Source organism: Leclercia sp. UBA2479, from assembly GCF_002341985.1.
GTDB lineage: Bacteria > Pseudomonadota > Gammaproteobacteria > Enterobacterales > Enterobacteriaceae > Enterobacter > Enterobacter pneumoniae.
On sequence record NZ_DDPB01000009.1, the window covers coordinates 593,989 to 617,399 of the forward strand.

Annotated in this window: 21 protein-coding genes; 7 read left to right on the forward strand and 14 right to left on the reverse strand. The window is 59.0% G+C overall.

Translation table 11 applies throughout. From position 1 onward, the window contains the following. Positions 1–14 precede the first annotated feature (14 nt). The 6 genes from B3B59_RS12515 to nasR form a co-directional block, all read right to left on the reverse strand. Positions 15–2,564 carry a nitrate reductase gene (locus B3B59_RS12515; RefSeq protein WP_286809143.1) on the reverse strand — a complete coding sequence of 850 codons (2,550 nt, stop codon included), beginning with the start codon at positions 2,562–2,564 and terminating at the stop codon, positions 15–17. After that, a complete protein-coding gene (nirB, locus tag B3B59_RS12520) occupies positions 2,561–6,547 on the reverse strand; it encodes a nitrite reductase large subunit NirB (RefSeq protein WP_286809145.1) in 3,987 nt (1,328 codons plus the stop codon). The genes B3B59_RS12515 and nirB overlap by 4 nt, the downstream gene beginning before the upstream one ends. A 9-nt stretch (positions 6,548–6,556) precedes the next feature. Next, positions 6,557–7,345, reverse strand: coding sequence for an ABC transporter ATP-binding protein (locus B3B59_RS12525; protein WP_286809146.1), 789 nt, complete (start codon positions 7,343–7,345; stop codon positions 6,557–6,559). 9 nt (positions 7,346–7,354) lie between these two features. Further along, the gene (ntrB, locus tag B3B59_RS12530; protein WP_207291883.1) at positions 7,355–8,236 is read right to left on the reverse strand and encodes a nitrate ABC transporter permease; all 882 of its coding nucleotides are present in this window, start codon (positions 8,234–8,236) and stop codon (positions 7,355–7,357) included. A 1-nt stretch (position 8,237) separates the two neighbouring features. Beyond that, positions 8,238–9,485 carry a CmpA/NrtA family ABC transporter substrate-binding protein gene (locus B3B59_RS12535; protein ID WP_046885187.1) on the reverse strand — a complete coding sequence of 416 codons (1,248 nt, stop codon included), beginning with the start codon at positions 9,483–9,485 and terminating at the stop codon, positions 8,238–8,240. A gap of 230 nt (positions 9,486–9,715) precedes the next feature. Further along, the gene (nasR, locus tag B3B59_RS12540; protein WP_286809148.1) at positions 9,716–10,894 is read right to left on the reverse strand and encodes a nitrate regulatory protein NasR; all 1,179 of its coding nucleotides are present in this window, start codon (positions 10,892–10,894) and stop codon (positions 9,716–9,718) included. Positions 10,895–10,967: 73 nt separating this feature from the next. On the opposite strand from nasR, the gene B3B59_RS12545 reads away from it, so the two are divergent. The 3 genes from B3B59_RS12545 to B3B59_RS12555 all read left to right on the forward strand — a co-directional run bounded on the left by B3B59_RS12545 (position 10,968) and on the right by B3B59_RS12555 (position 13,668). Beyond that, complete coding sequence (locus B3B59_RS12545) at positions 10,968–11,321, forward strand: DsrE/DsrF/TusD sulfur relay family protein (RefSeq protein WP_286809150.1); 354 nt, start codon at positions 10,968–10,970, stop codon at positions 11,319–11,321. Between the two features lie 107 nt (positions 11,322–11,428). Next, on the forward strand, positions 11,429–13,213 hold the full coding sequence (locus B3B59_RS12550; RefSeq protein ID WP_212475685.1) for a methyl-accepting chemotaxis protein: 1,785 nt from the start codon (positions 11,429–11,431) through the stop codon (positions 13,211–13,213). Between the two features lie 212 nt (positions 13,214–13,425). Continuing rightward, the gene (locus tag B3B59_RS12555; RefSeq protein ID WP_040075243.1) at positions 13,426–13,668 is read left to right on the forward strand and encodes a DUF1883 domain-containing protein; all 243 of its coding nucleotides are present in this window, start codon (positions 13,426–13,428) and stop codon (positions 13,666–13,668) included. Between the two features lie 31 nt (positions 13,669–13,699). Here B3B59_RS12555 and B3B59_RS12560 read toward each other — a convergent pair whose 3' ends face one another. Together B3B59_RS12560 and chaB are read right to left on the reverse strand one after the other, a co-directional pair. Beyond that, positions 13,700–14,395, reverse strand: coding sequence for a gamma-glutamylcyclotransferase (locus B3B59_RS12560; RefSeq protein ID WP_040075242.1), 696 nt, complete (start codon positions 14,393–14,395; stop codon positions 13,700–13,702). A gap of 197 nt (positions 14,396–14,592) precedes the next feature. Next, positions 14,593–14,823: a putative cation transport regulator ChaB gene (gene chaB / locus B3B59_RS12565; RefSeq protein WP_046885183.1), complete on the reverse strand. Its 231-nt coding sequence runs from the start codon at positions 14,821–14,823 to the stop codon at positions 14,593–14,595. A gap of 270 nt (positions 14,824–15,093) precedes the next feature. Between chaB and chaA the strand changes: the two genes are divergently transcribed. Then, on the forward strand, positions 15,094–16,188 hold the full coding sequence (gene chaA / locus B3B59_RS12570; protein WP_046885182.1) for a sodium-potassium/proton antiporter ChaA: 1,095 nt from the start codon (positions 15,094–15,096) through the stop codon (positions 16,186–16,188). Between the two features lie 51 nt (positions 16,189–16,239). Here the strand turns inward: chaA and kdsA are convergent, their stop codons facing one another. From kdsA to hemA, 6 genes are read right to left on the reverse strand one after another with little or no spacing between them, the layout of a single operon-like run. Further along, positions 16,240–17,094 (reverse strand): 3-deoxy-8-phosphooctulonate synthase, encoded by an 855-nt coding sequence (gene kdsA / locus B3B59_RS12575; RefSeq protein WP_040075238.1) that lies wholly within the window; start codon positions 17,092–17,094, stop codon positions 16,240–16,242. Positions 17,095–17,130: 36 nt separating this feature from the next. After that, positions 17,131–17,940 carry an invasion regulator SirB1 gene (sirB1, locus tag B3B59_RS12580; RefSeq protein ID WP_040075237.1) on the reverse strand — a complete coding sequence of 270 codons (810 nt, stop codon included), beginning with the start codon at positions 17,938–17,940 and terminating at the stop codon, positions 17,131–17,133. A gap of 2 nt (positions 17,941–17,942) precedes the next feature. Then, entirely contained in the window at positions 17,943–18,332 is a 390-nt protein-coding gene (gene sirB2 / locus B3B59_RS12585; protein WP_286809152.1) for an invasion regulator SirB2, read from the reverse strand. Continuing rightward, complete coding sequence (gene prmC / locus B3B59_RS12590) at positions 18,329–19,159, reverse strand: peptide chain release factor N(5)-glutamine methyltransferase (RefSeq protein WP_212475680.1); 831 nt, start codon at positions 19,157–19,159, stop codon at positions 18,329–18,331. Before prmC ends, sirB2 begins: the two co-directional genes overlap by 4 nt. Then, positions 19,159–20,241, reverse strand: coding sequence for a peptide chain release factor 1 (gene prfA / locus B3B59_RS12595; RefSeq protein WP_046885179.1), 1,083 nt, complete (start codon positions 20,239–20,241; stop codon positions 19,159–19,161). The genes prmC and prfA overlap by 1 nt, the downstream gene beginning before the upstream one ends. Before the next feature lie 42 nt (positions 20,242–20,283). Beyond that, positions 20,284–21,540: a glutamyl-tRNA reductase gene (gene hemA / locus B3B59_RS12600; RefSeq protein ID WP_040075233.1), complete on the reverse strand. Its 1,257-nt coding sequence runs from the start codon at positions 21,538–21,540 to the stop codon at positions 20,284–20,286. 200 nt (positions 21,541–21,740) lie between these two features. On the opposite strand from hemA, the gene lolB reads away from it, so the two are divergent. The 3 genes from lolB to B3B59_RS20500 form a co-directional block, all read left to right on the forward strand. Continuing rightward, a complete protein-coding gene (gene lolB, locus B3B59_RS12605) occupies positions 21,741–22,352 on the forward strand; it encodes a lipoprotein insertase outer membrane protein LolB (protein WP_040075232.1) in 612 nt (203 codons plus the stop codon). After that, positions 22,349–23,218, forward strand: coding sequence for a 4-(cytidine 5'-diphospho)-2-C-methyl-D-erythritol kinase (gene ispE / locus B3B59_RS12610; protein WP_040075231.1), 870 nt, complete (start codon positions 22,349–22,351; stop codon positions 23,216–23,218). The genes lolB and ispE overlap by 4 nt, the downstream gene beginning before the upstream one ends. 125 nt (positions 23,219–23,343) lie before the next feature. Continuing rightward, on the forward strand, positions 23,344–23,411 hold a 68-nt coding region (locus tag B3B59_RS20500), incomplete at its 3' end, for a hypothetical protein (protein WP_414671910.1).

Below are 23,411 nucleotides of genomic sequence, written 5' to 3' on the forward strand. Positions count from 1 at the left end.
CGCCTTTTGCAGCCTTAAGGGGAATTTTCAGGAATAACCTGACACTGCGCCAGCAGCCCTTTTAGCTCCGGAATGCAGGAGCCGCAGTTGGTGCCACAGCGCAGTGCGGCGCCCAGGGCGATTGCCGACTCACATCCCCCGGCAATCGCCTGACGGATCGCCTCCTCCCCGACGCTAAAACAGCTGCAGACGATGCGCCCCTGCGCGGGGCGCTCGTTCGCCCCCTGCCCGCTGAGCAGAGCATGCCGGGCATCCAGCGTCCGGGGCGGCTGGTCAAAGGCTTCGCTAATGGCCTGATGCGCCAGTTCAGGGCGTTCGGTGCCGCTCCAGAACCCCAGCATCAGCGCGCCATTGTGCCAGGCCAGCAGGTTACTCTGCGTCCCGCTCTGGGCCACCTGCAGTTGCCAGCCGCGAGCGCTGCAGTGATTCATTAACTCCTCCAGCAGCGGTCGGTCCGCGGCCAGGGTAAACCGCTGCACACCGGTTGCCGCTTTACGCCACCAGGTGACATAGCCGGGCAGAGCCAGCGCCTCGCGGCTGTAGAGCTCCCCCTGCCAGCCGGGCTGCCAGGGCATGACACGAACCGCGGTCTGTTTGCACTCTGGCTGACCGGAGAGCAGATCGCGCCGCCCCTCCACCAGCGCGTTGATCTTCCCCTGACGGGCAAAAACGCTGTTCCAGTGCATGGGGGCGAAGAGTTCGCCGTCGCGTTGGGCCGTGCTGACGCGGATCCGGGCCACCATCACCCCGCGAGGTGAGCTGATGCGGGCCAGCCGATCGTCGTGCAGCCCCAGGCGCGCGGCATCGCTGACGCTTACCTCCACCGTCGGTTCGTCGCAGTGCTGCATTAATCTTGCTACGTAACCGGTACGGGTCATGGTATGCCACTGATCGCGCACCCGCCCGCTGTTAAGAATGAAGGGGTACAGCGCGTCTGGCGTGGCGCCGTGCCGCTGCGGCGTAACCGCCACCAGCTGGGCCCGTTGCAGGCGCGCCCTGTCCAGCGGCCACTGCCAGGGGGTGAGCGTATCCCACTGTTCCCGGCTCAGATTTGCCAGCGCTTCCAGATTTAGCGCCCGCGTGCCCGGGTTTTCGAATGCCGTGAGCGCGGCATGTTCACAGAAGATTTCATGGGGATGTTGCCAGCTAAAGGCCGCGCCGTGCCCAAGCTGCTCTGCGATACGGGCGATAATCCACCAGTCGGGTTTCGCCTCGCCTGGGGCGGGCAAAAACGCCCGCTGGCGCGAGATACGCCGCTCGGAGTTGGTGACGGTGCCCTCCTTTTCGCCCCAGCCCAGCGCCGGAAAACGCACATGGGCGAAACGGCTGGTGTCGGTGTCGCGCATCACCTCAGAGACGATCACCAGCGGACAGGCAGCCAGCGCCTGGCACACCGTGTGGCTATCGGGCAGCGACACCGCCGGATTGGTGCCCATGATCCAGACCGCCTTCACCTCGCCCCGGGCGATGGCATCAAACAACTCTACCGCCATCAACCCCGGCGTTTGCGCCAGCCGCTCTGTACCCCAGAAACGGGCCACCCGGCTAAGATCGTCCGGCTCAAAATTCATGTGTGCCGCCAGCTGATTGGCCAGCCCGCCCACCTCGCGGCCTCCCATCGCATTTGGCTGCCCGGTCAGCGAAAAGGGGCCGCACCCTTCGCGATCGATTTTGCCGCTGGCGATATGGACGTTGATGATGGCATTGCATTTGTCGCTGCCGCTGGCGGACTGGTTAATGCCCATGGTGTAGAGCGTAATGGCCCGCGGGGCGGCGATAAACCACTGATAGAAGGTCTCCACGACCCTGGTGGGCAGTTCGCAGAAGGTCGCCACCCGGCTCACAGGCCAGTCGCGCGCCCGCTGTTGGGCCTCGCTATCGCCCGTGCCAAGCGCATTAAGCAAGCCGACAAAGAGTCCCGCGTCGCTGCCCGGCGCCAGATTAATATGCAGGTCGGCGATATCGCAGGTGGCGGTACGACGGGGATCGATAACCACCACCTTCATCGCCGGGTTCGCCGCGCGCGCCTGCACCAGACGTTGATAGAGCACCGGATGGGTCCAGGCGGCGTTCGATCCTGCCAGCACCACCAGATCGCTGTTTTCGATGTCCTGATAACTGCATGGCACCATATCTTCCCCAAAGGCGCGCTTGTACCCCACCACCGCTGACGACATGCAGAGCCGAGAGTTGGTGTCGATGTTGGCGGCGCCGATGAATCCCTTCATGAGCTTGTTGGCAGCGTAGTAGTCTTCCGTCAACAGCTGGCCCGAGGCATAAAACGCCACTGCCTGCGGGCCGAAGCGGTCAATAATTTCACGCAGCCGCTGACCCGCCGCATCCAGCGCCCGGGGCCAGCTCACCGACTGGTTATCCAGCTCCGGTTGCAATAACCGGCCTGCTAATCCCGTGGTCTCCCCGAGCGCAGAACCTTTGACGCACAGTCGCCCAAAGTTGGCCGGGTGCTGCTCATCGCCCCGCACGGTGACGGAACCCGCCTCAACGCGGGCCACTACGCCACAGCCTACGCCGCAGTAGGGACAGGTGGTTCGGGTTTCACTCATGAGGCCTCCGCGCGCATGAGCAGCGCTTCGCTGCTGACCCACACCTGATTGCCTTCAATTTTAACCGGCCAGGCGCGTACGGCCTGCTCCCCGGTATCACACTGGCGGCCATCGCGCAGGCGAATGCGCGTTTTATAGAGTGGCGAAATCACCACCGGCTCGCCGCCCGCGTCGCCCAGAATACCGCGCGACAGCACATTCGCGCTGCTGCCCGGCTCCAGATCGTCCAGCGCATAGACCGCTTTGCCAAAGCGGAACAGCGCAATCTGTTGTTCCCCCAGTCGGGCGCCAATCCCGGCCTGCTCGGGGATCTCGTCAATCCCGCAGATCGCCTGCCAGCGTTTGTGCTGAACCGGTGCCGCCTCGTTAACCTGGCTGCGGAACAGCGCCAGACGGTGAGGATCGGCAAGGGTGGTTTGCCATTCGCACTGGTAGGTATCCACCACGCGCGCCATCTCTTGCTCCAGCTCCGCGGCAATACCGAGGCTGTCTTCAATGATCACCTCCCGGAGATACTCCAGCCCTCCTTCAAGGTTATCCATCCAGGTACTGGTGCGCTGCAGACGATCGGCGGTGCGGATATAGAACATCAGGAAGCGATCCACCAGACGGATCAGGGTCGCGTCGTCAAGATCGCTGGCGAAGAGATCGGCATGGCGCGGCTTCATGCCGCCATTGCCGCACAGATAGAGATTCCAGCCCTTATCGGTAGCAATCACCCCTACGTCTTTGCTCTGGGCTTCAGCGCACTCGCGCGTACAGCCGGAGACGGCCATTTTGATTTTGTGTGGGGCCCGCAATCCCTTGTAGCGATTCTCCAGGGTGACGGCGAGGCCGGTGGAGTTCTGCACCCCATAACGGCACCAGGTCGACCCCACGCAGGATTTGACGGTGCGCAGCGATTTACCGTAGGCATGCCCGGTTTCGAAGCCCGCCGCGACCAGTTCGCGCCAGATGTCCGGCAACTGATCCAGCCGGGCGCCAAAGAGATCGATACGCTGCCCACCGGTGATTTTGCTGTAGAGTTGATAACGTTTGGCGATCTGCCCGATGGCGATCAGCCCGTCCGCCGTCACCTCTCCGGCGGCCATCCGCGGCACCACCGAGTAAGTGCCATCTTTTTGAATATTGGCGAAGTAGCGATCGTTGGTGTCCTGCAGGGGCAGATGCGCCGGCTTCAGCAGGTATTCGTTCCAGCACGAGGCCAGCACCGATCCCACCAGCGGTTTACAGATTTCACACCCGTGGCCCCTGCCGTAGCGGCTAATCAGCTGATCAAAGGTATGGATGCGGTTGACGCGAACCAGGTGGTAGATCTCCTGGCGCGAGTAGGGGAAGTGTTCACAAATATCTTTTTTCACTTCCACACCCTGGGCCGCCAGTTGGTACTCCATCACCTGCTTTACCAGCGCGCTGCAGCCGCCGCAGCCGGTGGCCGCTTTGGTGCACTGCTTGATGGCCCCCATATCGTCCGCGCCGCTGCTGACCGCCTGGCAGATATCCCCTTTGCTGACGTTATGACAGGAACAGATTTGCGCGCTCTCCGGCAGGGCCGCCACGCCGAGGGCTTTCGGCGCGCTCCCGGCGCTGGCGGGCAGGATCAGGGTCTCCGGATCTTTCGGCAGCGCAATGCCGTTGAGCATCATCTGCACCAGGGTGGCGTACTCTGCTGCATCGCCTACCAGCACGCCCCCCAGCAGGGTTTTGTTGTCGGCGCTGACCACGATTTTTTTATAGATCTGCTGCGGGCCGTGCGTCCACTGATAGCACAGAGCGCCCGGCGTGCGGCCATGTGCATCGCCAAACGAGGCGACATCCACCCCCAGCAGCTTGAGCTTGGTGCTCATATCCGCCCCTGTAAAACCGCTTTCTTCACCGGCAAGGGTGGCGGCGGCTACGCGGGCCATCTGATAACCCGGGGCGACCAGCCCGTAGATCTTGCCCTCCCACAGGGCGCATTCACCAATGGCATAGATATCCTTATCCGGCGTGCGGCACTGGTTATCAATGCAAATTCCGCCGCGTTCGCCGAGCTGAAGCCCGCTCGCCCGGGCCAGGGCGTCCTGGGGGCGGATCCCCGCTGAGAAGACCACCATATCGGTCGCCAGCTCGCCGCCGTCGGCAAAGCGCAGCACCAGACCGGCCTGCGTCATGGTAATTTCGCTGGTCGCTTTGCTGGTGTGTACCCCTACCCCGAGGGCTTCGATTTTGCGTCGCAGCATGGCTGCCCCGTCGTTGTCGAGCTGCACGGCCATCAGATTGGGGGCAAATTCCACCACATGCGTTTCCAGCCCCAGCTGTTTCAGGGCGTTGGCGGCTTCGAGCCCCAGCAGCCCGCCGCCAATGACCACCCCGGTACGCGAATTTTTGGCCTGCGCGGCGATCTGGTCCAGATCGTCGAGGGTACGGTAGACAAAGCAGCCCGGCAGATCATGCCCCGGCACCGGCGGCACAAAGGGATAAGAGCCGGTCGCCAGGACCAGCTTGTCCCAGTGGGTTTCATGCCCCGAGGCAGACCGCACAACGCGCGCATCGCGATCGATTGCCACCACCTGCCGGGAAAGGCGCAGTTCGATCCCATGTTCGGCAAAGAAATTCCCCTCAACCATCGACAGAGAGTCGGCGCTGCGTCCGGCAAAATAGTCAGAAAGATGCACGCGGTCATAGGCGGCGTATCGCTCCTCGCCAAAGACCACTATCTGGTATTGCTGATGCAGATTGTGTTTTACGCACTCTTCCAGAAAATGGTGACCGACCATACCGTGCCCCACCACCACCAACGTTGGTTTTGTCATAGCGTTCTGTCCTGCAACCTGCGGCTGCGTTGTGAATCGATCGAACAGCCAGTCCGCCTGGGCGGGTTCTGACTGAGCCAGTAAGTCCGTGAAGGTTGCCGCGCTGCGGCACTCTCCCAGCAACAGCACGCCCGCAAGCCTGCCGTCGCGAATCAGTAATCGACGATAGTGCCGGGTCAGGGGATCCCAGCTGGTCCAGAGGGCATCCCCCTCTCCGGCCGCGACCTGACCGGCGCTGAAGAGCTCAATCCCTGTCACCTTCAGGCGCATCCCGCTTTCAGAGGCGGCAAAGGGTGCGCAATCTTCTCCTGCCAGCCGCGCCGCCAGCACCTCCGCCTGCGCCAGACAAGGGGCGACCACTCCCCAGGTCTGGCCGTCCAGCTCGCAACATTCGCCAATGGCGCTAACGCCCTCAATGGCGCTCTGCATCTGCTGATTCACCAGGATGCCGCGCCCGCACGGGACCCCGCTCTCCTGGGCCAGTGCGATGCGGGGTTTCACTCCCGTCGCCAGTAGCACGCGGGTGGCACTGAGTTCTCGCCCGGTGCTGAGCGTGACGTGCTGGGGGTGTATCTCGCGGATGGCGCACTCCAGCTCGCAGTGAATACCGCGCTCGCTCAGGGCCTCTTCCAGCAAGGCTCCGGCCTGCTGATCCAGCTGCTGATCCATTAGCCAGGGGCCGCGATGCACCAAATTGACGTTGTCACATCTTCGTTTCAACGCCGCAGCGGCTTCTACGCCAAGCACCCCGCCGCCCAGCACCACCGCAGGGCCAGGGATAGAGAGAATGGCCTCAACATCGGCCTGGGTACGAAAGGTAAAAACATGCGGCTGGTGACTGCCCGGTATCGGCGGCACGACGGGCTGCGAGCCGGTGGCGAACACCAGTTCATCCCACGCCAGGCTACGCGCATCGGTATGAAGTAAACGGGCCGCGATATCGACCCGAACCACCTGCTCGCCGTTAAGGACCTCGACCCCGCGCTGTTGATACCAGTCGCCATCGTGATAACCGATGTCGGCAAACGCCTTCTCACCCCCCAGTACCGGTGAAAGCTGAATGCGGTTATAGGCGTGACACGGCTCATCGCCGATCGCGGTGATAGTAAAGCGACCTGGAGCACGGGCTGTCAGTGCCTCAATCAGCCGCGTTGCCGCCATGCCGTTGCCGATGATGACCAGTCGCATAGAGAGTCCTCAGGCCGCTTTCGGCTGTTTTTCATAGAGGAAGTGCAGGATCTGCTGACGCATGTGGTGATACCGGCTATCGTCCGCCAGCTGCACCCGGTTGCGCGGGCGCGGCAGGTCGACGCGCAGGATCTCCCCCACCGTCGCCGCCGGGCCGTTGGTCATCATCAGCACCCGGTCCGAGAGCAGCACCGCCTCGTCGATGTCGTGAGTAATCAACACAATGGTGGTATTAAGCGCCTGCTGGATGTTCATCACGGAGTCCTGCAGATGGGCACGGGTCAGGGCATCAAGCGCGCCGAACGGCTCATCCATTAGCAGAACTTTTGGCTTCATGGCCAGCGCCCGGGCGATGCCGACACGCTGCTTCATACCGCCCGAGATCTCCCCCGGGCGCTTGTGCAGGGCGTGCCCCATCTGCACGCGGTCGAGATTGTGCTCAATCCACTCTTTACGCTCAGCCTTGCTCATGGTGCGGCGAAAGACCTGATCCACCGCCAGCGCCACGTTGTCGAAGCAGGTGAGCCACGGCAGCAGGGAGTGATTCTGGAAGACCACCGCCCGCTCCGGTCCCGGCCCGGCAATTTCGCGGTTATCGCAAATTAGTCCCCCTTCGGTGGGCAACGTAATCCCGGCAATCAGATTTAGCAGCGTCGATTTCCCGCAGCCGGAGTGGCCAATCAGGCTGACGGTTTCGCCTTCGTGGATATCGAACGAGACATTCTGCAGCGCCAGAAACTCGCCGCTGGCGGTGGAAAAACGCTGGCTAACGGCCTGGACCTGAATTAATGGTTTCATGTGCGCTCCTTATTTATCCTGCCAGCTAAAGCGGCGGGCGATGAGCATCAGCCCCTGCTCCAGCAGTAACCCGACCACGCCGATAATGACGATGGCGATGAGAATGTTTTCAACATTGAGGTTGTTCCACTCGTTCCAGATCCAGAAGCCGATACCCAGTCCGCCGGTTAGCATCTCGGCGGCGACAATCACCAGCCAGGCAATACCAATTGAGAGGCGCACCCCGGTGAGTACCGCAGGCAATACGGCGGGGAAGAGAATGCGGCGCATCACGGTCCACTCGGAGAGTTGCAGCACCCGCGCCACGTTGAGGTAGTCCTCCGGTATGCGGCGTACCCCCTCGGCGGTGTTGATCACCATCGGCCAGATAGAGCAGATAAAAATGGTCCAGCTGGAGGCCGGTTCGGCTTTCTGGAATAGCAGCAGACCAATCGGCAGCCAGGCCAGCGGACTGACCGGGCGCAGGAGCGCGACAAGCGGGGTGAACATGCGTGAGAAGAAGACAAAACGGCCAATCAGGAAGCCAAGAGGGATCCCCACCAGCGCGGCGAGGCCGAAACCCACCGCCACGCGCTGCAGCGAGGCCAGCACATTCCAGCCGATACCCATGTCGTTTGGCCCGTCACGATAGAACGGATCTGCAAACAGGGTTCGCGCCGACTCCAGAGTGCTGAGCGGCGTAGGGAAACCTTTACTGTTGATGGCGGCCAGCTGCCAGCAGAGCACCAGCAACCCAAGGCCCAGTGCGGCCGGGATAAGCTGTTGTAAAAAACCGTTCATTCGGCGGGCAAATGCCGGGGCGCGCCGACGCACCTGAACCGGCGGCAGCGTAATGACTTCCCCGATGACGGGCGTCTCCACCGCCGCTTTGGTGTTTTGCAGATGTTTCATATCAGGCCTCCGTACGGTGAATGGCAAAATTGCGGGCATAGGCTTTAGGATCGGTTCCGTTCCAGACGGTGCCGTCCATCAGGGTGCTGCTGCGCATGGGTGAAGTGGGTGCGGTGATCCCGCCGACCGCCGTGGCGGCCTCCTGCCAGATATCGGTGCGATTGATGCGGCTGGCGAGAGCGGCATAGTCCGGGTCGCTTTTCAACAACCCCCAACGGCGGAACTGGGTCAAAAACCACATGCCATCGGAGTGCCAGGGATAGCTGACTGCCCCCTCGTCAAAAAAGCGGATCGGGTGACTGTCCTGCCAGCGGTCGCCAAGGCCGTTGTCGTACGCCCCCAACATTCGGCCCGTGAGATACTGCTCTTTCGTATTGAGCCAGGCCCGGCGGGCAAGAATTTGCGCGGTTTCGCGTTTATTCTCCGGCGAGGCGTCGATCCAGCGTTGCGCCTCCATTACGGCACAGACCAGCGCCCGGGCGGTATTGGGGTGCTGCGCTACCCATGCGCTGCGGGTACCAAGAATTTTTTCAGGGTGATCCGGCCAGATCGCCTGGCTGGTGGCGGCGGTAAAACCAATTCGATCGTTGATGGCGCGGGCGTTCCACGGCTCGCCGACGCAAAAGCCCACCATGTTGCCGATGCGCATGTTCATCACCATCTGCGGCGGCGGCACCACCACGGTGCGCACATCGTCAAAGGGGTTAATTCCCGCGCTTGCCAGCCAGTAGTAGAGCCACATGGCATGCGTGCCGGTGGGAAAGGTATGGGCGAAGGTGTAGGTCCCCGGCGCCTGCTGAGAGACCTGCTTGTGCAGCCCTTCGGCATCCCGTATCCCCTGCTCCGCCAGATCCATCGACAGGGTAATAGCCTGGCCGTTCTGGTTCAGGGTCATCAGGTTCGCCATCGGCGTGGCCTTACCGGCAATCCCCAGCTCCAGGCCATACAGCAGGCCATAGAGAATGTGGGCCGCGTCCAGCTCGCCCGCGACCAGCTTGTCTCGCACCGCCGCCCAGCTCGCCTCTTTGGTGGGCACGATGGTGATCCCATATTTTTTATCGAACCCTTTGAGGGCCGCGATAGCCACCGGGGCGCAGTCCGTCAGCGGAATAAATCCGACGCGTACGGTTTCCAGTTCTGGCTTATCTGAGCCTGCAGCCCAGGCCGCCTGCATGATGCCGGGTAACATCATTGCCCCGCCTGCCAGCGCGCTGGCCTGTAAAAATCGCCGTCTCGTCCACTCCACCATGCCCACTCCTGAAAAAAAGCCAAAAAAAAAGCGTCCGACAGTGCCGAAGCACTGCAGGACGCCTTTATCCCGAAGACTGACGCGCCGCCGTTGGCGCGTCGTCGAAAAATGGTTAATGAGTTAATGCAAAGGTGATGCCAGCTTTTAACGGCTTCATTTCCGGGCTTTTTCACGCCAGGCGGAAGCAAAACGCACCCCAACCATGCAGCAAATGCCCACAGACCGTGCAACTACTCCTTTGGTGTTACCTGCCAGAGTGCTTTCACGGTGAGCAGCGCACGGGCGATATCCACCATGCGCTGGTTCTTGTCCATCGCCATCTTACGCAGCTGACACCAGGCCTGATCTTCGCTCATCTGCTGATGAGTCATCAGCACGCTTTTGGCTTTATCGATGATCTTGCGCTCCTCCAGGGTGTCGCGCATCGATGCCAGCTGCTGCGATAGCTGCTCTATCTCGCGCGCCTGCTGGCGAACCAGCGGTAAGAGTGGCTGAACAGGATAGTGGCCGAGGGGCTCATTGACCGCCGCAGCTTCCGGCGGGTAGTCGTCGGCGTGGGTAATCAGCCGATCGACGGCAATCATCAGATCGGCAATGAGCAGCTCTTCCTGGCTGCGCAGGTGTTCCAGCCGCTCGGTCAGCAGAGTGAACCAGTGCAGGGCCAGCACGCCGTTGTCCGCAGCAGGCTGTCGGGTGCAGGCCAGACGACGCAGCTGTTCCGCCTCCGCGCCGGGGGTGCTTAAGGTGAAATGCTCCTGCAACTGCTGAGGGGTAAGTGAGAGAAAAACGTCAAAGCAGGCCTGCTGGCCGTCGATGCGGTCCACCAGCGTCTGACGCATCTCGTCGCTGAAGAAGCCCTGCGTAAAGCCGATGGCGCCAAGCGCCCGCTCCTGCCCGACCAGCTCTTTGCCCTGCATCAGACTATAAAGGGCAACAAAACGGCCCGCGATTTGCGGATCGTCAATGCTATCATTGAGTTGCGGCACGATACTGAGCAGGTGGCGCAGCGTGCGGCTATAGTGCTCCATGGCGCGGTCAGCCGCCAGGGTGCGGGCCATAATCTGTTCGCGCAGAGTGGGCAACTGTTCAAGATGATGCAGGGCATGGGCCACGCGCTCACAGAGCGCGGCGCTGGCCATCAGCGGTGAGTCCAGCGCCTGCTGAAAAGCGAGCAGCTGTTCATCCACCAGCGCGCGGCTGGCTTTACACTCCGGGGCATACAGCGCACCCTGTGAACAGAGCCAGATATTCGAGGCGCCGCGTTCGCACTGGAGCATATGCGCCAGATGGCTAATGCGGCTGACCAGCGTACCCAGCTGTGCCAGTTTGCAGAGCTGCTGTTTACGCATCAATTTTGCGTGCTGTAACCATTCGGTGGCGCCGGGTGGACTGCCCGTTATTTTCATCATGCTTACTCTCCCGGGTCGTTGGTATCAGGATCAGTAAGCAATAACCGTGCCTTATCATTTATCAGGAGAAAATATGCAGCAGATCGTGATTATCGCCAACGGGGCGGCCTACGGAAGTGAATCCCTGTTCAACAGCCTGCGTCTGGCCATCGCCCTGCGTGAACAGGACAACGCGCCGGAACTGAAGCTGTTTTTAATGTCTGATGCGGTCACGGCAGGGCTGCGCGGCCAGAAGCCTGCGGAGGGGTATAACATTCAGCAATTGCTGGAGATCCTGACGGCGCAAAATGTGCCGGTTAAACTCTGCAAAACTTGCACCGATGGGCGTGGCATCACGGCGTTACCGCTGATTGACGGCGTGGAGATCGGGACGCTGGTTGAGTTGGCGCAGTGGACTCTGTCCGCCGATAAAGTATTAACTTTCTAATAATAACATTCAGTAGATATATTTTTCTTATGGACGCGGTTGCAGCATCAAGTTTGCCTCTGGGTTGCCGATAGGCTCTTTACAATCACTCAGCAGGTATTTCACTTATGTTCAGGTCAATTCGCGCACGCATTATCGCGGCGGCAGTCGGGTGTCTGTTCGTCGCGTTACTTCTTAACACCGTAATCAACTACCAGGTCACCCGCCTGGATAACCTGCAAACACAGCGCGATATGCTCGCCAGCAGCGGCTCTAGTCATAGCCTCGCCATTGGCGACTGGGTTGCGACCAAAATGACCGCGATTACCTCCCTGCAAAGCGTGGCCCTGACCGAAGATCCAGTACCGGTCTTCAAACAGCTGGCGCAGGCAGCGGGTTTTAGTAACGTCTATGTGGGCTATGCGACGAAAACCGCGAAATTTTCTGACCCGACCGGCGTGCCCGCCGATTACGACCCCACCGTACGCCCGTGGTATCAGCAGGTGCTGAATGCCGACGCACCGGCGGTAACGGCCCCCTACGTCGATGCAGGCACAGGTAAACTGGTGGTCACCTTCGCAGTACCGGTTAAAGAGAACGGGACGCTGAAAGCCGTCGTGGCGGGGGATGTGGTGATGGACAGCGTGGTGGCGAACGTGCGCGAGATCCATCCCACGCCGGCCAGCAGCGGCCTGCTGGTCAACAGCGATGGCAGCGTCATTGCCGCCAGCGATCCGGCTCTGACGCTGAAACCCTTTGCAGAAGCCATCAGCGGTGCCGACCTCAACGCCCTGAAAAAGGGGGAAACCTCTACCGGCCTGCTGAAAGGCGCCGAGAAGAACTTTGCCGCCACGCCGATCCCGGGTACCCAGTGGATGCTGGTGGTGGCTTTGGATCAGCACGATGCCACCAGCGGTATGCGCTCGATGCTGAAAGCCTCCGCCCTGTCGCTGGTGATTTTGATCCTGCTCGCCGGCGCGGTAGTGCACGTCACCATTGCCCGCCTGCTTAAACGCCTGTCGGAAATTCGCGACGCCATGCACGCCATCGCCAACGGCACCAACGATCTCTCCCAGCGCCTGCCAGAGCAAGGCCAGGACGAAGTGGCCGAGATTGCCCACGCCTTTAACGCCTTTAGCGATAAGCTGTCGGTGGTGATGGCCCAGCTGCGCGACGCCAGCGCGTCGGTGAAAACCGCCGCCCAGGAGATTGCCGCCGGGAACCATGACCTTTCTGGCCGCACCGAGCAGGCGGCCTCAAGCCTGCGTGAAACCGCCAGCGCTGTCGAGCAGATCACCGCCTCGGTGGCGCAGTCGACGGAGTCGGCGGTACAAGCAAACGATCAGGCCTCCCGCGCCACCGAAGCCGCCTCGCGCGGTGGCAATGTGGTGTCTCAGGCGATCACCACCATGCAGTCTATTGAGAGCGCCTCGGCCAAAATTGGGGATATCACCAGCGTCATCGACGGTATCGCCTTCCAGACCAATATTCTGGCGCTGAATGCCTCGGTGGAAGCGGCGCGCGCCGGTGAGCAAGGGCGTGGGTTTGCTGTGGTGGCGGGCGAAGTGCGTAATCTGGCCAGCCGCAGCGCCCAGGCGGCGAAAGAGATCAAATCCCTGATCGACTCAACCACCCAGAGTGTGGCTACCGGCTCGCGTTATGTGCACCTGGCGGGTGAGAGCATGCAGGAGATCGTGGCCAGTATCGGCAGTGTGTCCGGCATCATGCACCAGATCACCGTCGCCACTCACGAGCAGATGAAAGGGATTCAGGAGATTAACCACGCGGTGAATCATCTTGATCGGATGGTGCAGCAGAACGCCGAGCTGGTTGTACAATCTGCCGCTGCCGCCAGCGCACTGCAGGGCCAGGCGGGCGAACTGGCTGAGACGGCTGGGCATTTCCGCATTTAATCTCAATCTGACGCGCATTCACCGTGAAAATGCGCGTCAGTGAAACCCTTTCAGAAAGATTGTCATTTTTGTTTAAGGGTTATTCTTTTTTTTGATCAAAATCAGCACTCCAACCCCACCCCTTTGGTGTTATGCAGCGAGTGGATTGTGAACAACATCACGCTCAGGATTAACCGCAGGGAGCGCGTTTTTTTCGCATAACGGGGTAAAAAATGGCACTGGTGAAAACAAGTTTAAAACTCTTTGGTGGGGATACGGTGGTGGTACGCTGCTCAGAGCGTTGTCATATCCATCTGATGAACAGCAAGGCGCCGCAGAAAACGCAGGCAGATATACTCAGCGTACAAAACCGGGATAATGCCTGGCTGACGGTACCCTATACCGGCACCTGGGAGGTGTTAATCGATAGCCATAGCCAGTCGCTGGAGCACTCGATTAGTTTTGTGGCTGCTTAATGCGAAAACGCCCGGCTTACCGGGCGTTTTTTCAGGCGTAACCGGGGCGCAGATGGCTCTCCGGCGGGGTACAGTCCAGTAACGCTCGCACCTTCATTACCAGCTCATTCAGACACTCATCCTGCATTCCCAGACGCGTCAGCTCCTGGTCGAGTGAGAAGAGATATTGTGCGTTAGTGCCCAGCGGCCCGCTGGCGGCTGCGATCAATGGGGCGATAACCTGCGTGCGGGTATCAGATTCATACAGAGGATGCCGCGGATCCATAATGAACACCAGCGCGTTAACGGTACGACCATCGTCAAGTTCCAGTTTGCACCAGCTCGGCATATAGCAGCCGGTGATCATCTCGCGTTTCCACAGCAGCGCCAGCTCCTCTTCAAGAGCGGTATCGGGTAGACGGTAGGCCACCCCCGTGGTGCGTCCGCCCTCTTTCAGTGCAAGCATGCGTCCCGGCTGACAAGCGCTTCCTCGTCCCGCCGTCAGGCGCAGACAGAACGCACGGTGCCAGCCCGGTAGCGTACCGGTGGCCGACTCGACAAATTCCAGCGCCGGGTTCCACATTAACGAACCATAGCCGAAGATCCAGACCGGACCCGCGTCCGGACGGCAGGCCAGCGTGGCCGCAAGCGATGCCGCACGCTGTTCAGCCGACCAGAGAAGCGACTCTTCAATCGCACCGAAGGCCGTTTTGCAATCGGCCTTCATTAAGAAATCTCGCGTTAACACATTGCACCTCCGCCACTGCATGCCTCCTTGCGACAACTTTTTTTGAACCATCCAGGTCTTTTTACTGCTCATTTAGAAAGCAGTTCCAGTGACGATATGCAATTCCCTCGCCGCTTGCAACCCGGCGGTAGATTAATCGCCTTATTCGTCAAAGTTTGCAGTGTTGCGGTGTGATAGCGCTCACGCCTGACGCGCGTTTAGCGCTTTTTATGCCACTTATCGTCCTCTCCCTTCTCGTAATCCTGCTTAACGGCGGCCCAGGCAACCTTATGCGCTGTCTCCTCCCGGCTGTCATCACCCCGGCGATCATCCTTATCTTTATATTGATCCCAGGCGCTATTGAAGGCCTCTTTATAGATCTCCTGCGCATGGGCAGGAAGCACATGCTGAACGCTATCGGGTAAATCGCTTTTTGATTTATAGGGCATTGTGAACCTCTCTTTTTCTGAACTTATTAAGTGTGGTAGACAACGCCAAATGGCGCCAGAAAAAGAAAGTAACTGTTCGAAAACGATTTATAATTAATTGTTATTCATTATTTATTTAGAAAAGATGCTGAATAATAGCTTCTTTGCTCTAAATATCTTAAAAACCGTAAAATCAAGTAAAGCATCATCAGAAATTGACTGAATTCTGTTAACTTATTGACCTTCAGTTTCTATCTATAATTACAAGCACCTGCATTGATGGAGAAACACATGACAACCACACATGAGGCGGTTAAGACCCGCCACAAGGAGACGTCACTCATTTTCCCGGTGCTGGCACTGGCTGTGCTGTACTTCTGGGGAAGCACACAGTCACTGCCAGTGGTCATCGGCATTAATATCCTGGCGCTGGTGGGGATCCTTTCTAGCGCATTCAGCGTGGTACGCCATGCGGATGTTCTGGCCCACCGTCTCGGCGAACCTTACGGCTCGCTCATTTTAAGCCTTTCCGTTGTTATTCTGGAAGTTAGCCTGATTTCCGCGCTGATGGCGACGGGCGACGCCGCGCCGACATTAATGCGCGATACGCTCTATTCCATCATCATGATTGTGACCGGCGGCCTGGTGGGCTTTTCGCTGCTGCTGGGTGGGCGCAAATTTGCCACCCAGTATATGAACCTGTTCGGAATCAAACAGTATCTGATCGCCCTCTTCCCGCTGGCGATTATTGTGCTGGTCTTTCCGATGGCGTTACCGGGCGGCAACTTTACCACCGGGCAAGCCCTGCTGGTGGCGCTGATCTCGGCGGCCATGTATGGCGTGTTCCTGCTTATTCAGACCAAAACGCACCAGAGTCTGTTCGTCTATGAACATGAAGATGACGGCGACGATCCGCACCACGGTAAGCCCTCCGCCCACAGTAGCCTGTGGCATGCCGTCTGGCTAATCGTGCACCTGATTGCCGTGATTGCGGTGACCAAAATGAATGCCAATCCGCTGGAGGCGCTGCTCACTGAGCTGAACGCGCCGGTGGCCTTCACTGGCTTCCTGGTGGCGCTGTTGATTCTCTCGCCGGAAGGGCTGGGTGCGCTGAAAGCGGTATTGAATAACCAGGTGCAGCGCGCCATGAATCTCTTCTTCGGTTCAGTGCTCGCCACCATCTCCCTGACGGTACCCGTGGTGACCCTGATTGCCTTTATCACCGGCAATGAACTGCAGTTCGCTCTGGGCGCACCAGAGATGATCGTAATGGTCGCCTCGCTGCTGCTGTGCCAGATCTCCTTCTCTACCGGGCGTACCAACGTGCTGAACGGTGCCGCGCATATGGCCCTGTTTGCCGCCTACCTGATGACAATATTCGCCTGAGTGCGTGTCTGGCTTCAGGCCAAAAAAAACCCGCCGAGGCGGGTTTTTTTATTAGTTGCTGGTATCCAGCTCTTCAAAGTTCTTGACCAGATCGTCAATCGCTTTAATCTGTTTCAGGAATGGCTCCAGCTTATCCAACGGCAGCGCGGACGGGCCGTCGCATTTTGCGTTGGCTGGATCCGGGTGCGCTTCGATAAACAGACCGGCCAGACCGGTTGCCATCCCGGCGCGCGCCAGTTCAGTCACCTGGGCGCGACGGCCGCCAGAGGCGGCACCAAACGGGTCGCGGCACTGCAGCGCGTGGGTGACGTCAAAGATCACCGGCGACTGGTTAGAGACGTTCTTCATGACGCCAAAGCCCAGCATATCGACAACCAGGTTGTCATAACCGAAGTTCGCCCCACGGTCACACAGAATAACCTTGTCGTTACCGCCTTCGATGAACTTATCGACGATATTCCCCATCTGACCAGGGCTTACGAACTGCGGCTTCTTCACGTTAATTACGGCGCCGGTCTTCGCCATCGCTTCGACCAGGTCGGTCTGACGGGCAAGGAACGCAGGCAGCTGAATGACGTCAACCACGTCTGCGACTGGCTGCGCCTGTGCTGATTCGTGTACGTCGGTAATGATCTTCACGCCGAAGGTCTGCTTCAGCTCCTGAAAGATTTTCATCCCCTCTTCCAGGCCTGGGCCACGGTAAGAGTGAATAGAGGAGCGGTTGGCTTTATCAAAAGAGGCTTTGAACACATACGGGATGCCCAGCTTCTGGGTCACGGTCACATAGTGTTCGCAGATGCGCATGGCGAGGTCACGAGACTCCAGAACGTTCATGCCGCCGAACAGCACGAACGGCAGGTCGTTCGCTACATTAATGTCGCCAATGCTAACCACTTTTTGTTTCATAGGATTGCCTTATTCAAAGGTGAATCGGAATTATGATTAATGCAGTGTAATAGGTTTGTGCGCGATGGAGTTGATCTGCGCGCGAATCATTTCGCTGATCGGATCTTCCGGGCACTGTTCCACGAAATAGCTCAGATCGTTCAGCGCGACGTGGTCGCACTCCAGTTGAACGTAAATCAGGCCACGATCGCGGATTTCATAAGGGTCTTCCGGATTGAACTGTAACAGCACTTCACTGGCCCGTAAGGCCAGCTCCATCTGCCGCTCTTCCATCAGTGCGGACTTGAGGGTATCCAGCAATTTGCGGATCACCTCGGCGTTGTCGGCTTCGTCCAGATCTTCATTGAACAGCTCAGCCACCGGGCTGATGTTCCCCTTTAACCAGACGTCGAGGGTGTGCTCGTTGAGCGTCTCGCCGTTAAAGGGATTGATTAACCACATTTCGCCGTCCAGCCACTCGCCGCGCAGGATCATCTGCGTCGGGAAAATGACCGGCACCAGTGGAATATCCAGACGGTGGGCCACCCACAGGAAAATGGCCCCCAGCGACACCGCGCTTCCCTGGCGGTGTTTCAGAACCTGGTCCAGCCACAGGGCATCCGACAGACGATAAACGCCACGTTTATCGCCGAATCCCCATTCGCCATAGAAAAGCGAAATCAGCTTTTCCAGTTGCCACTCCTGTGGACGTGCTTCGCTAATTTCTTCACGCGCCAGGCTGGCGAGATGTTCCAGTTCATCGTAGACATACTGCGCGTTGAAATCATCGCGGATTATCTCGGATATCTGGACCATTCCATCGCACAACGGCACTTTGTTAAATTCGAAATCGGCTAAGGACTTCATACTTACCCCAGTAACGGTATTCTTGTGGTGGCGAGTTTAATGATGATGTACAGCACCACCAGCCCCAGCAAAAAGGCGATAAACCCCGCCTGCTGGCTGCGCGGACGACGTCGCCCCAGCGCAATAAAACCCAAAACGATGTAGATGATAACGCCAAACAGCTTCTCAGTCAGCCATCCCCCTTCTTGCGTAAAGGGCAGATAGCCCGTTTTCCACATTAAACCGACCCCGGAAAGAAACAGGACGGTATCAACGCAGTGCGGCGCAACGCGTACCCAGCGGGCGTTTATCAGCGCATTATTGCTGTAACGCCACCAATACCGCAGGATGACAAAACTGATGGTGAGTACCACGGCAGAAATATGCAGGGTGATTAACAGACTTAAACTCATGCCCGTTTTCCCAGCGTCAGGCGTTCATTGCCGCCGTAGTCACGACAGGTCTCCACCGAGGTATAGCCTGCCGCACAAAAAAGTTCGCGTACCGCTTCGCCCTGCGTCCAGCCATGCTCCAGTAACAGCCAGCCGTCTGGCTGCAAGTGGTGACGCGCTCTGGTAATGATGTGGTCAAGATCGGCCAGCCCCGCATTGGCCGCTACCAGTGCGGTCAGCGGCTCAAAGCGCACATCGCCCTGCGACAGATGCGGGTCGAGCTCATCGATATAGGGCGGATTGCTGACGATCATTGAGAATGTCTGGTTGCCCAGCGCACTGAACCAGCTACTGCAAAGGACGGTGACGTTGCTTAAGGCGTGGCGGGCCACATTGCGTTGCGCCAGCGCCACCGCATCGGGCATCAGGTCGACGGCGGTGATAGCGCAATCGGGTCGCTCGCTGGCCAGGGCCAACGCGATGGCACCGGTACCGGTGCCCAGATCGAGAATCTCACACGGGGTTGCAGGCAGACGCACCAGCGCCTGCTCCACCAGACACTCGGTATCCGGACGCGGGATCAGCGTGGCCGCAGAGACATACAGCGGTAGCGACCAGAACTCACGCTCGCCGACCAGATGCGCTACCGGCTCGCCGGTTTTGCGTCGGGCCAGCAGTTCATCCAGCTGTGCCTGCTGTTCAGCCGTCAGTGGCGTTTCACCGAACGCGAGAATATAGGTGCGTGCCTTGCCGGTCACATGCTCCAGCAGGATCTCGGCGTCGCGGCGGGGGCTTTCGCTCTCCGCCAGCGCTGCAATAGCCTGCTGTAGCCAGTGATGAAAATCCATTAATCCTGCTCTGCCAGGGCCGCCAGCTGATCGGCCTGGTACTCCTGCACGATGGGCTCAATCAGGGCGTCGAGCTTGCCTTCCATGGTCTCATCCAGACGATAGATGGTGAGGTTAATACGGTGGTCAGTCACGCGACCCTGCGGGAAGTTGTAGGTACGGTTACGATCGCTGCGATCGCCGCTACCCAGCAGGTTACGACGGGTAGAGGCTTCGGCCTGCTGGCGTTTTGCCACCTCAGCCGCATGGATACGCGCACCCAGCACCGACAGCGCTTTGGCTTTGTTTTTGTGCTGTGAACGTTCATCCTGACACTCCACCACGATCCCGGTGGGCAGGTGGGTAATACGGATTGCAGAATCGGTGGTGTTAACGTGCTGGCCACCCGCGCCGGAGGAGCGGAAGGTATCGATACGCAGATCGGCCGGGTTGATGTCCGGCAGTTCCGCTTCAGGCAGTTCCGGCATCACCGCCACGGTGCAGGCGGAGGTATGGATACGGCCCTGAGATTCAGTCGCCGGCACGCGCTGCACGCGATGGCCGCCAGATTCAAACTTCAGACGGCCATAGGCACCGTCACCGCTGATCTTGGCGATCACCTCTTTATAGCCACCGTGTTCGCCCTCGCTGGCGCTCATGATCTCCACGCGCCAGCGACGGGACTCCGCATAACGGCTGTACATCCGGAACAGGTCGCCGGCAAAAAGCGCCGCTTCATCACCGCCGGTTCCGGCGCGCACTTCCACAAACGCATTGCGTTCGTCGTCCGGATCTTTTGGCAGCAACAGCACCTGCAGCTCTTGTTCCATCTCTTCGGAACGGGCCCTGGCCTCCTGCAGCTCTTCCTGCGCCATTTCGCGCATTTCCGGATCGTCGAGCATCATCTGCGCCGTTTCAATATCTTCCTGAACCTGCTGCCAGGCGGTAAAGCAACGCGCAACATCGCTGAGCTGCGCATATTCACGCGACAGAGCGCGAAAACGCTCCTGATCGGCAATGGTCGCGGCATCGCCGAGCAGAGCCTGAACTTCTTCATGACGCTCGTGCAGAGCTTCCAGTTTGGCGACGATAGAGGGCTTCATAGGCGTAAGTGCACCTTGTTATAAAATTGGGGGTAGAGGGCGCTATTCCAGCCCGAGGCTGTCGCGCAGAATATTCAGGCGTTCGTCATCCCCGTCACGGGCGGCCTGTTGAAGTGATTTGGTTGGTGCATGGATAAGACGATTCGTCAGTTTCCACGCCAGATCCTGCATGATGACCTGCGGATCGCCGCCCTGTTCGAGGGCTGCCATCGCTTTTGCCGTCAGTTCATTGCGAACCTGTTCAGCCTGGCCACGGTATTCACGGATAGTCTGGCTGGCGCTTTGTGCCCGCAGCCAGGCCATAAATTCGCTGGTTTCTTGCTCGACAATAGTCTCTGCCTGCACCGCCGCCGCCTTACGCTGGGCAAGGTTGTGCGAAATGATGCTCTGCAGATCGTCCACGCTGTATAAATACGCGTTAGCCAGCTTGCCTACTTCCGGTTCGACATCGCGCGGGACGGCGATGTCCACCAGCAGCATCGGCTGATTACGACGCGATTTTAGGGCGCGCTCCACCATGCCTTTGCCAATAATGGGCAGCGGGCTGGCGGTAGAGCTGATAATAATATCCGCCTCCTGCAGGCGCGCGTCGATATCGCTCAACGAGACCACTTCGGCCCCGACCTCCTCTGCCAGCGCTTGCGCACGTTCGCGGGTGCGGTTGGCGATGATCATCTTTTTGACTTTGTGTTCGCGCAGGTGACGGGCGACCAGTTCAATGGTCTCCCCTGCGCCAACCAGTAAAACGGTGACCGTGGAGAGCGATTCAAAGATTTGACGCGCCAGAGTACAGGCAGCAAAAGCAACAGATACCGCACTGGCACCAATGTCGGTTTCAGTTCGCACTCGCTTGGCGACAGAGAATGATTTCTGGAACATGCGCTCCAGTTCGCTGGCCTTCAGATGCCCCTTCTGGGAGTCCGCAAAGGCTTTTTTAACCTGTCCGAGGATCTGAGGCTCGCCAAGCACCAGCGAATCCAGGCCGCTGGCGACGCGCATTAAATGGCTGACCGCGTCGTTGTCGTGGTGCCAGTAAAGGCTATTTCGCAGCTCATCTTCGTTCAGATTATGGTATTCACATAGCCAGCGAATGAGCGCTTCGTGCAGGTTATCCTGCTCCTCTACGCTCAGGTACAGCTCGGTACGGTTGCACGTCGACAGCACCACGCCGCCCTGCACCATCGGTTGGGCAAGGAGGCTCTCCAGCGCCTGGTCGAGATTATCCGGCGAAAACGTAACGCGTTCTCGCAGTGAAACCGGGGCTGTTTTGTGGTTAATACCGAGTGCTAAAAGGGTCATGTGAGCGGGAGTAGTACCAGCGTTAATAAGGTTAGCAGGTCGCATCATACAGGATGCGCGAGATCAATAAAAGAGACAGTCCCCTTTCGGAGTAATAGCTTAGATCGCGCTTTGAGATAATTTGAACGTAGACGCTACCACGACGGGACGCTAGCATTAACAGTTATAACTGCCACGTATCTCAAGGATTTGTCATCATTATGACCAGAATGATTCGCCTGCTGCCCCTGGCCGCGCTGGTGCTTACTGCATGTTCGATTACTCCGCCAAAAGGGCCGGGTAAAAGCCCTGATTCGCCTCAGTGGCGCCAGCATCAGCAAGAGGTGCGTTCGTTAAACCAATACCAGACCCGTGGCGCCTTCGCCTACCTGTCCGATCAGCAGAAAGTCTACGCCCGCTTCTTCTGGCAACAGACCGGCCAGGATCGCTATCGTCTGCTGCTGCTGAACCCGCTGGGCAGCACCGAAATGGAGCTGCTGGCCCAGCCCGGCACCGTGCAGATCACCGACAATAAAGGGCAGAAATATAGCGGAACGGACGCGGAAGAGATGATAGGTAAGCTGACCGGCATGCCGATCCCCATCAGCAGCCTGCGTCAGTGGATCCTGGGTCTGCCGGGCGATGCCACCGATTACAAACTCGACGACCAGTATCGCCTGAGCCAGGTAAATTACAGCCAGAATGGTAAAAACTGGAAAGTGGTTTACGGCGGCTATGACAGTAGCGGTAAAACGGCCCTACCCTCCAGTTTGGAGCTGACCGAGGGCAGCCAGCGTATCAAGCTGAAAATGGATAACTGGATTGTCAAATGATGACCCACTGGCCCTCTCCTGCAAAACTGAACCTGTTTTTATACATTACAGGACAGCGTGCCGATGGTTATCACACGCTTCAGACGTTATTCCAGTTTGTTGATTATGGCGACACGCTCTCCATTGCGTTGCGCCAGGATGGGCAACTTAACCTGCTGACCCCTGTTGAAGGGGTCGAAAACGAAGACAACCTGATTGTGCGTGCGGCGCGCCTGCTGATGAACGCGGCGCAACAGTCCGGTCGCCTGCCCGCCGGCAGCGGCGCGGATATTCGCGTTGAGAAGCGTCTGCCGATGGGCGGTGGACTGGGCGGCGGATCGTCTAACGCCGCCACGGTGCTGGTGGTATTGAATCACCTTTGGGGCTGCGGGCTCTCTGACGATGAGCTGGCCGAACTGGGCCTGACTCTTGGCGCCGATGTCCCGGTCTTCGTGCGGGGTCACGCGGCCTTTGCCGAAGGGGTGGGCGAAGTGCTCACGCCAGTGAATCCGCCGGAAAAGTGGTACCTGGTGGCCCATCCTGGCGTCAGCATTCCGACGCCAGTCATTTTCAAGGATCCGGGGCTAACACGTAATACGCCGGTGCGGTCAATAGAAACGTTATTAAATTGTGAATTCAGCAATGATTGCGAGGATATCGCAAGAAAACGTTTTCGCGAGGTTGATGCGGCGCTTTCCTGGCTGTTAGAATACGCGCCGTCGCGCCTGACTGGCACAGGAGCCTGTGTCTTTGCTGAATTTGACACAGAGACTGCTGCACGTCAGGTGCTCGAGCTGGCCCCGGAATGGCTGCACGGTTTTGTGGCGCGAGGTGTGAACATCTCCCCGCTACGACAGGCCATTCTGGCGCAACCTGAGTTTCGGTGACAACGTCACCCTGTTCCAGACGTTGCATCGCGCTCTTTAATACACCGCCTGGATAGCGTTCGCCTGGCCCGCACAGTTTTTGGCGAAGGTTATCCACCACTGGACGCATGCCTGAGGTTCTTCTCGTGCCTGATATGAAGCTTTTTGCTGGTAACGCCACCCCGGAACTAGCACAACGTATTGCCAACCGCCT

What these genes read in the sequence shown, in the direction of transcription:
- B3B59_RS12515 (WP_286809143.1), bottom strand. Translation starts at nt 2,564, where the DNA reads ATGAGTGAAACCCGAACCACCTGTCCCTACTGCGGCGTAGGCTGTGGC.
- nirB (WP_286809145.1), bottom strand. Translation starts at nt 6,547, where the DNA reads ATGCGACTGGTCATCATCGGCAACGGCATGGCGGCAACGCGGCTGATT.
- B3B59_RS12525 (WP_286809146.1), bottom strand. Translation starts at nt 7,345, where the DNA reads ATGAAACCATTAATTCAGGTCCAGGCCGTTAGCCAGCGTTTTTCCACC.
- ntrB (WP_207291883.1), bottom strand. Translation starts at nt 8,236, where the DNA reads ATGAAACATCTGCAAAACACCAAAGCGGCGGTGGAGACGCCCGTCATC.
- B3B59_RS12535 (WP_046885187.1), bottom strand. Translation starts at nt 9,485, where the DNA reads ATGGTGGAGTGGACGAGACGGCGATTTTTACAGGCCAGCGCGCTGGCA.
- nasR (WP_286809148.1), bottom strand. Translation starts at nt 10,894, where the DNA reads ATGATGAAAATAACGGGCAGTCCACCCGGCGCCACCGAATGGTTACAG.
- B3B59_RS12545 (WP_286809150.1), top strand. Translation starts at nt 10,968, where the DNA reads ATGCAGCAGATCGTGATTATCGCCAACGGGGCGGCCTACGGAAGTGAA.
- B3B59_RS12550 (WP_212475685.1), top strand. Translation starts at nt 11,429, where the DNA reads ATGTTCAGGTCAATTCGCGCACGCATTATCGCGGCGGCAGTCGGGTGT.
- B3B59_RS12555 (WP_040075243.1), top strand. Translation starts at nt 13,426, where the DNA reads ATGGCACTGGTGAAAACAAGTTTAAAACTCTTTGGTGGGGATACGGTG.
- chaB (WP_046885183.1), bottom strand. Translation starts at nt 14,823, where the DNA reads ATGCCCTATAAATCAAAAAGCGATTTACCCGATAGCGTTCAGCATGTG.
- chaA (WP_046885182.1), top strand. Translation starts at nt 15,094, where the DNA reads ATGACAACCACACATGAGGCGGTTAAGACCCGCCACAAGGAGACGTCA.
- kdsA (WP_040075238.1), bottom strand. Translation starts at nt 17,094, where the DNA reads ATGAAACAAAAAGTGGTTAGCATTGGCGACATTAATGTAGCGAACGAC.
- sirB1 (WP_040075237.1), bottom strand. Translation starts at nt 17,940, where the DNA reads ATGAAGTCCTTAGCCGATTTCGAATTTAACAAAGTGCCGTTGTGCGAT.
- sirB2 (WP_286809152.1), bottom strand. Translation starts at nt 18,332, where the DNA reads ATGAGTTTAAGTCTGTTAATCACCCTGCATATTTCTGCCGTGGTACTC.
- prmC (WP_212475680.1), bottom strand. Translation starts at nt 19,159, where the DNA reads ATGGATTTTCATCACTGGCTACAGCAGGCTATTGCAGCGCTGGCGGAG.
- prfA (WP_046885179.1), bottom strand. Translation starts at nt 20,241, where the DNA reads ATGAAGCCCTCTATCGTCGCCAAACTGGAAGCTCTGCACGAGCGTCAT.
- hemA (WP_040075233.1), bottom strand. Translation starts at nt 21,540, where the DNA reads ATGACCCTTTTAGCACTCGGTATTAACCACAAAACAGCCCCGGTTTCA.
- lolB (WP_040075232.1), top strand. Translation starts at nt 21,741, where the DNA reads ATGACCAGAATGATTCGCCTGCTGCCCCTGGCCGCGCTGGTGCTTACT.
- ispE (WP_040075231.1), top strand. Translation starts at nt 22,349, where the DNA reads ATGATGACCCACTGGCCCTCTCCTGCAAAACTGAACCTGTTTTTATAC.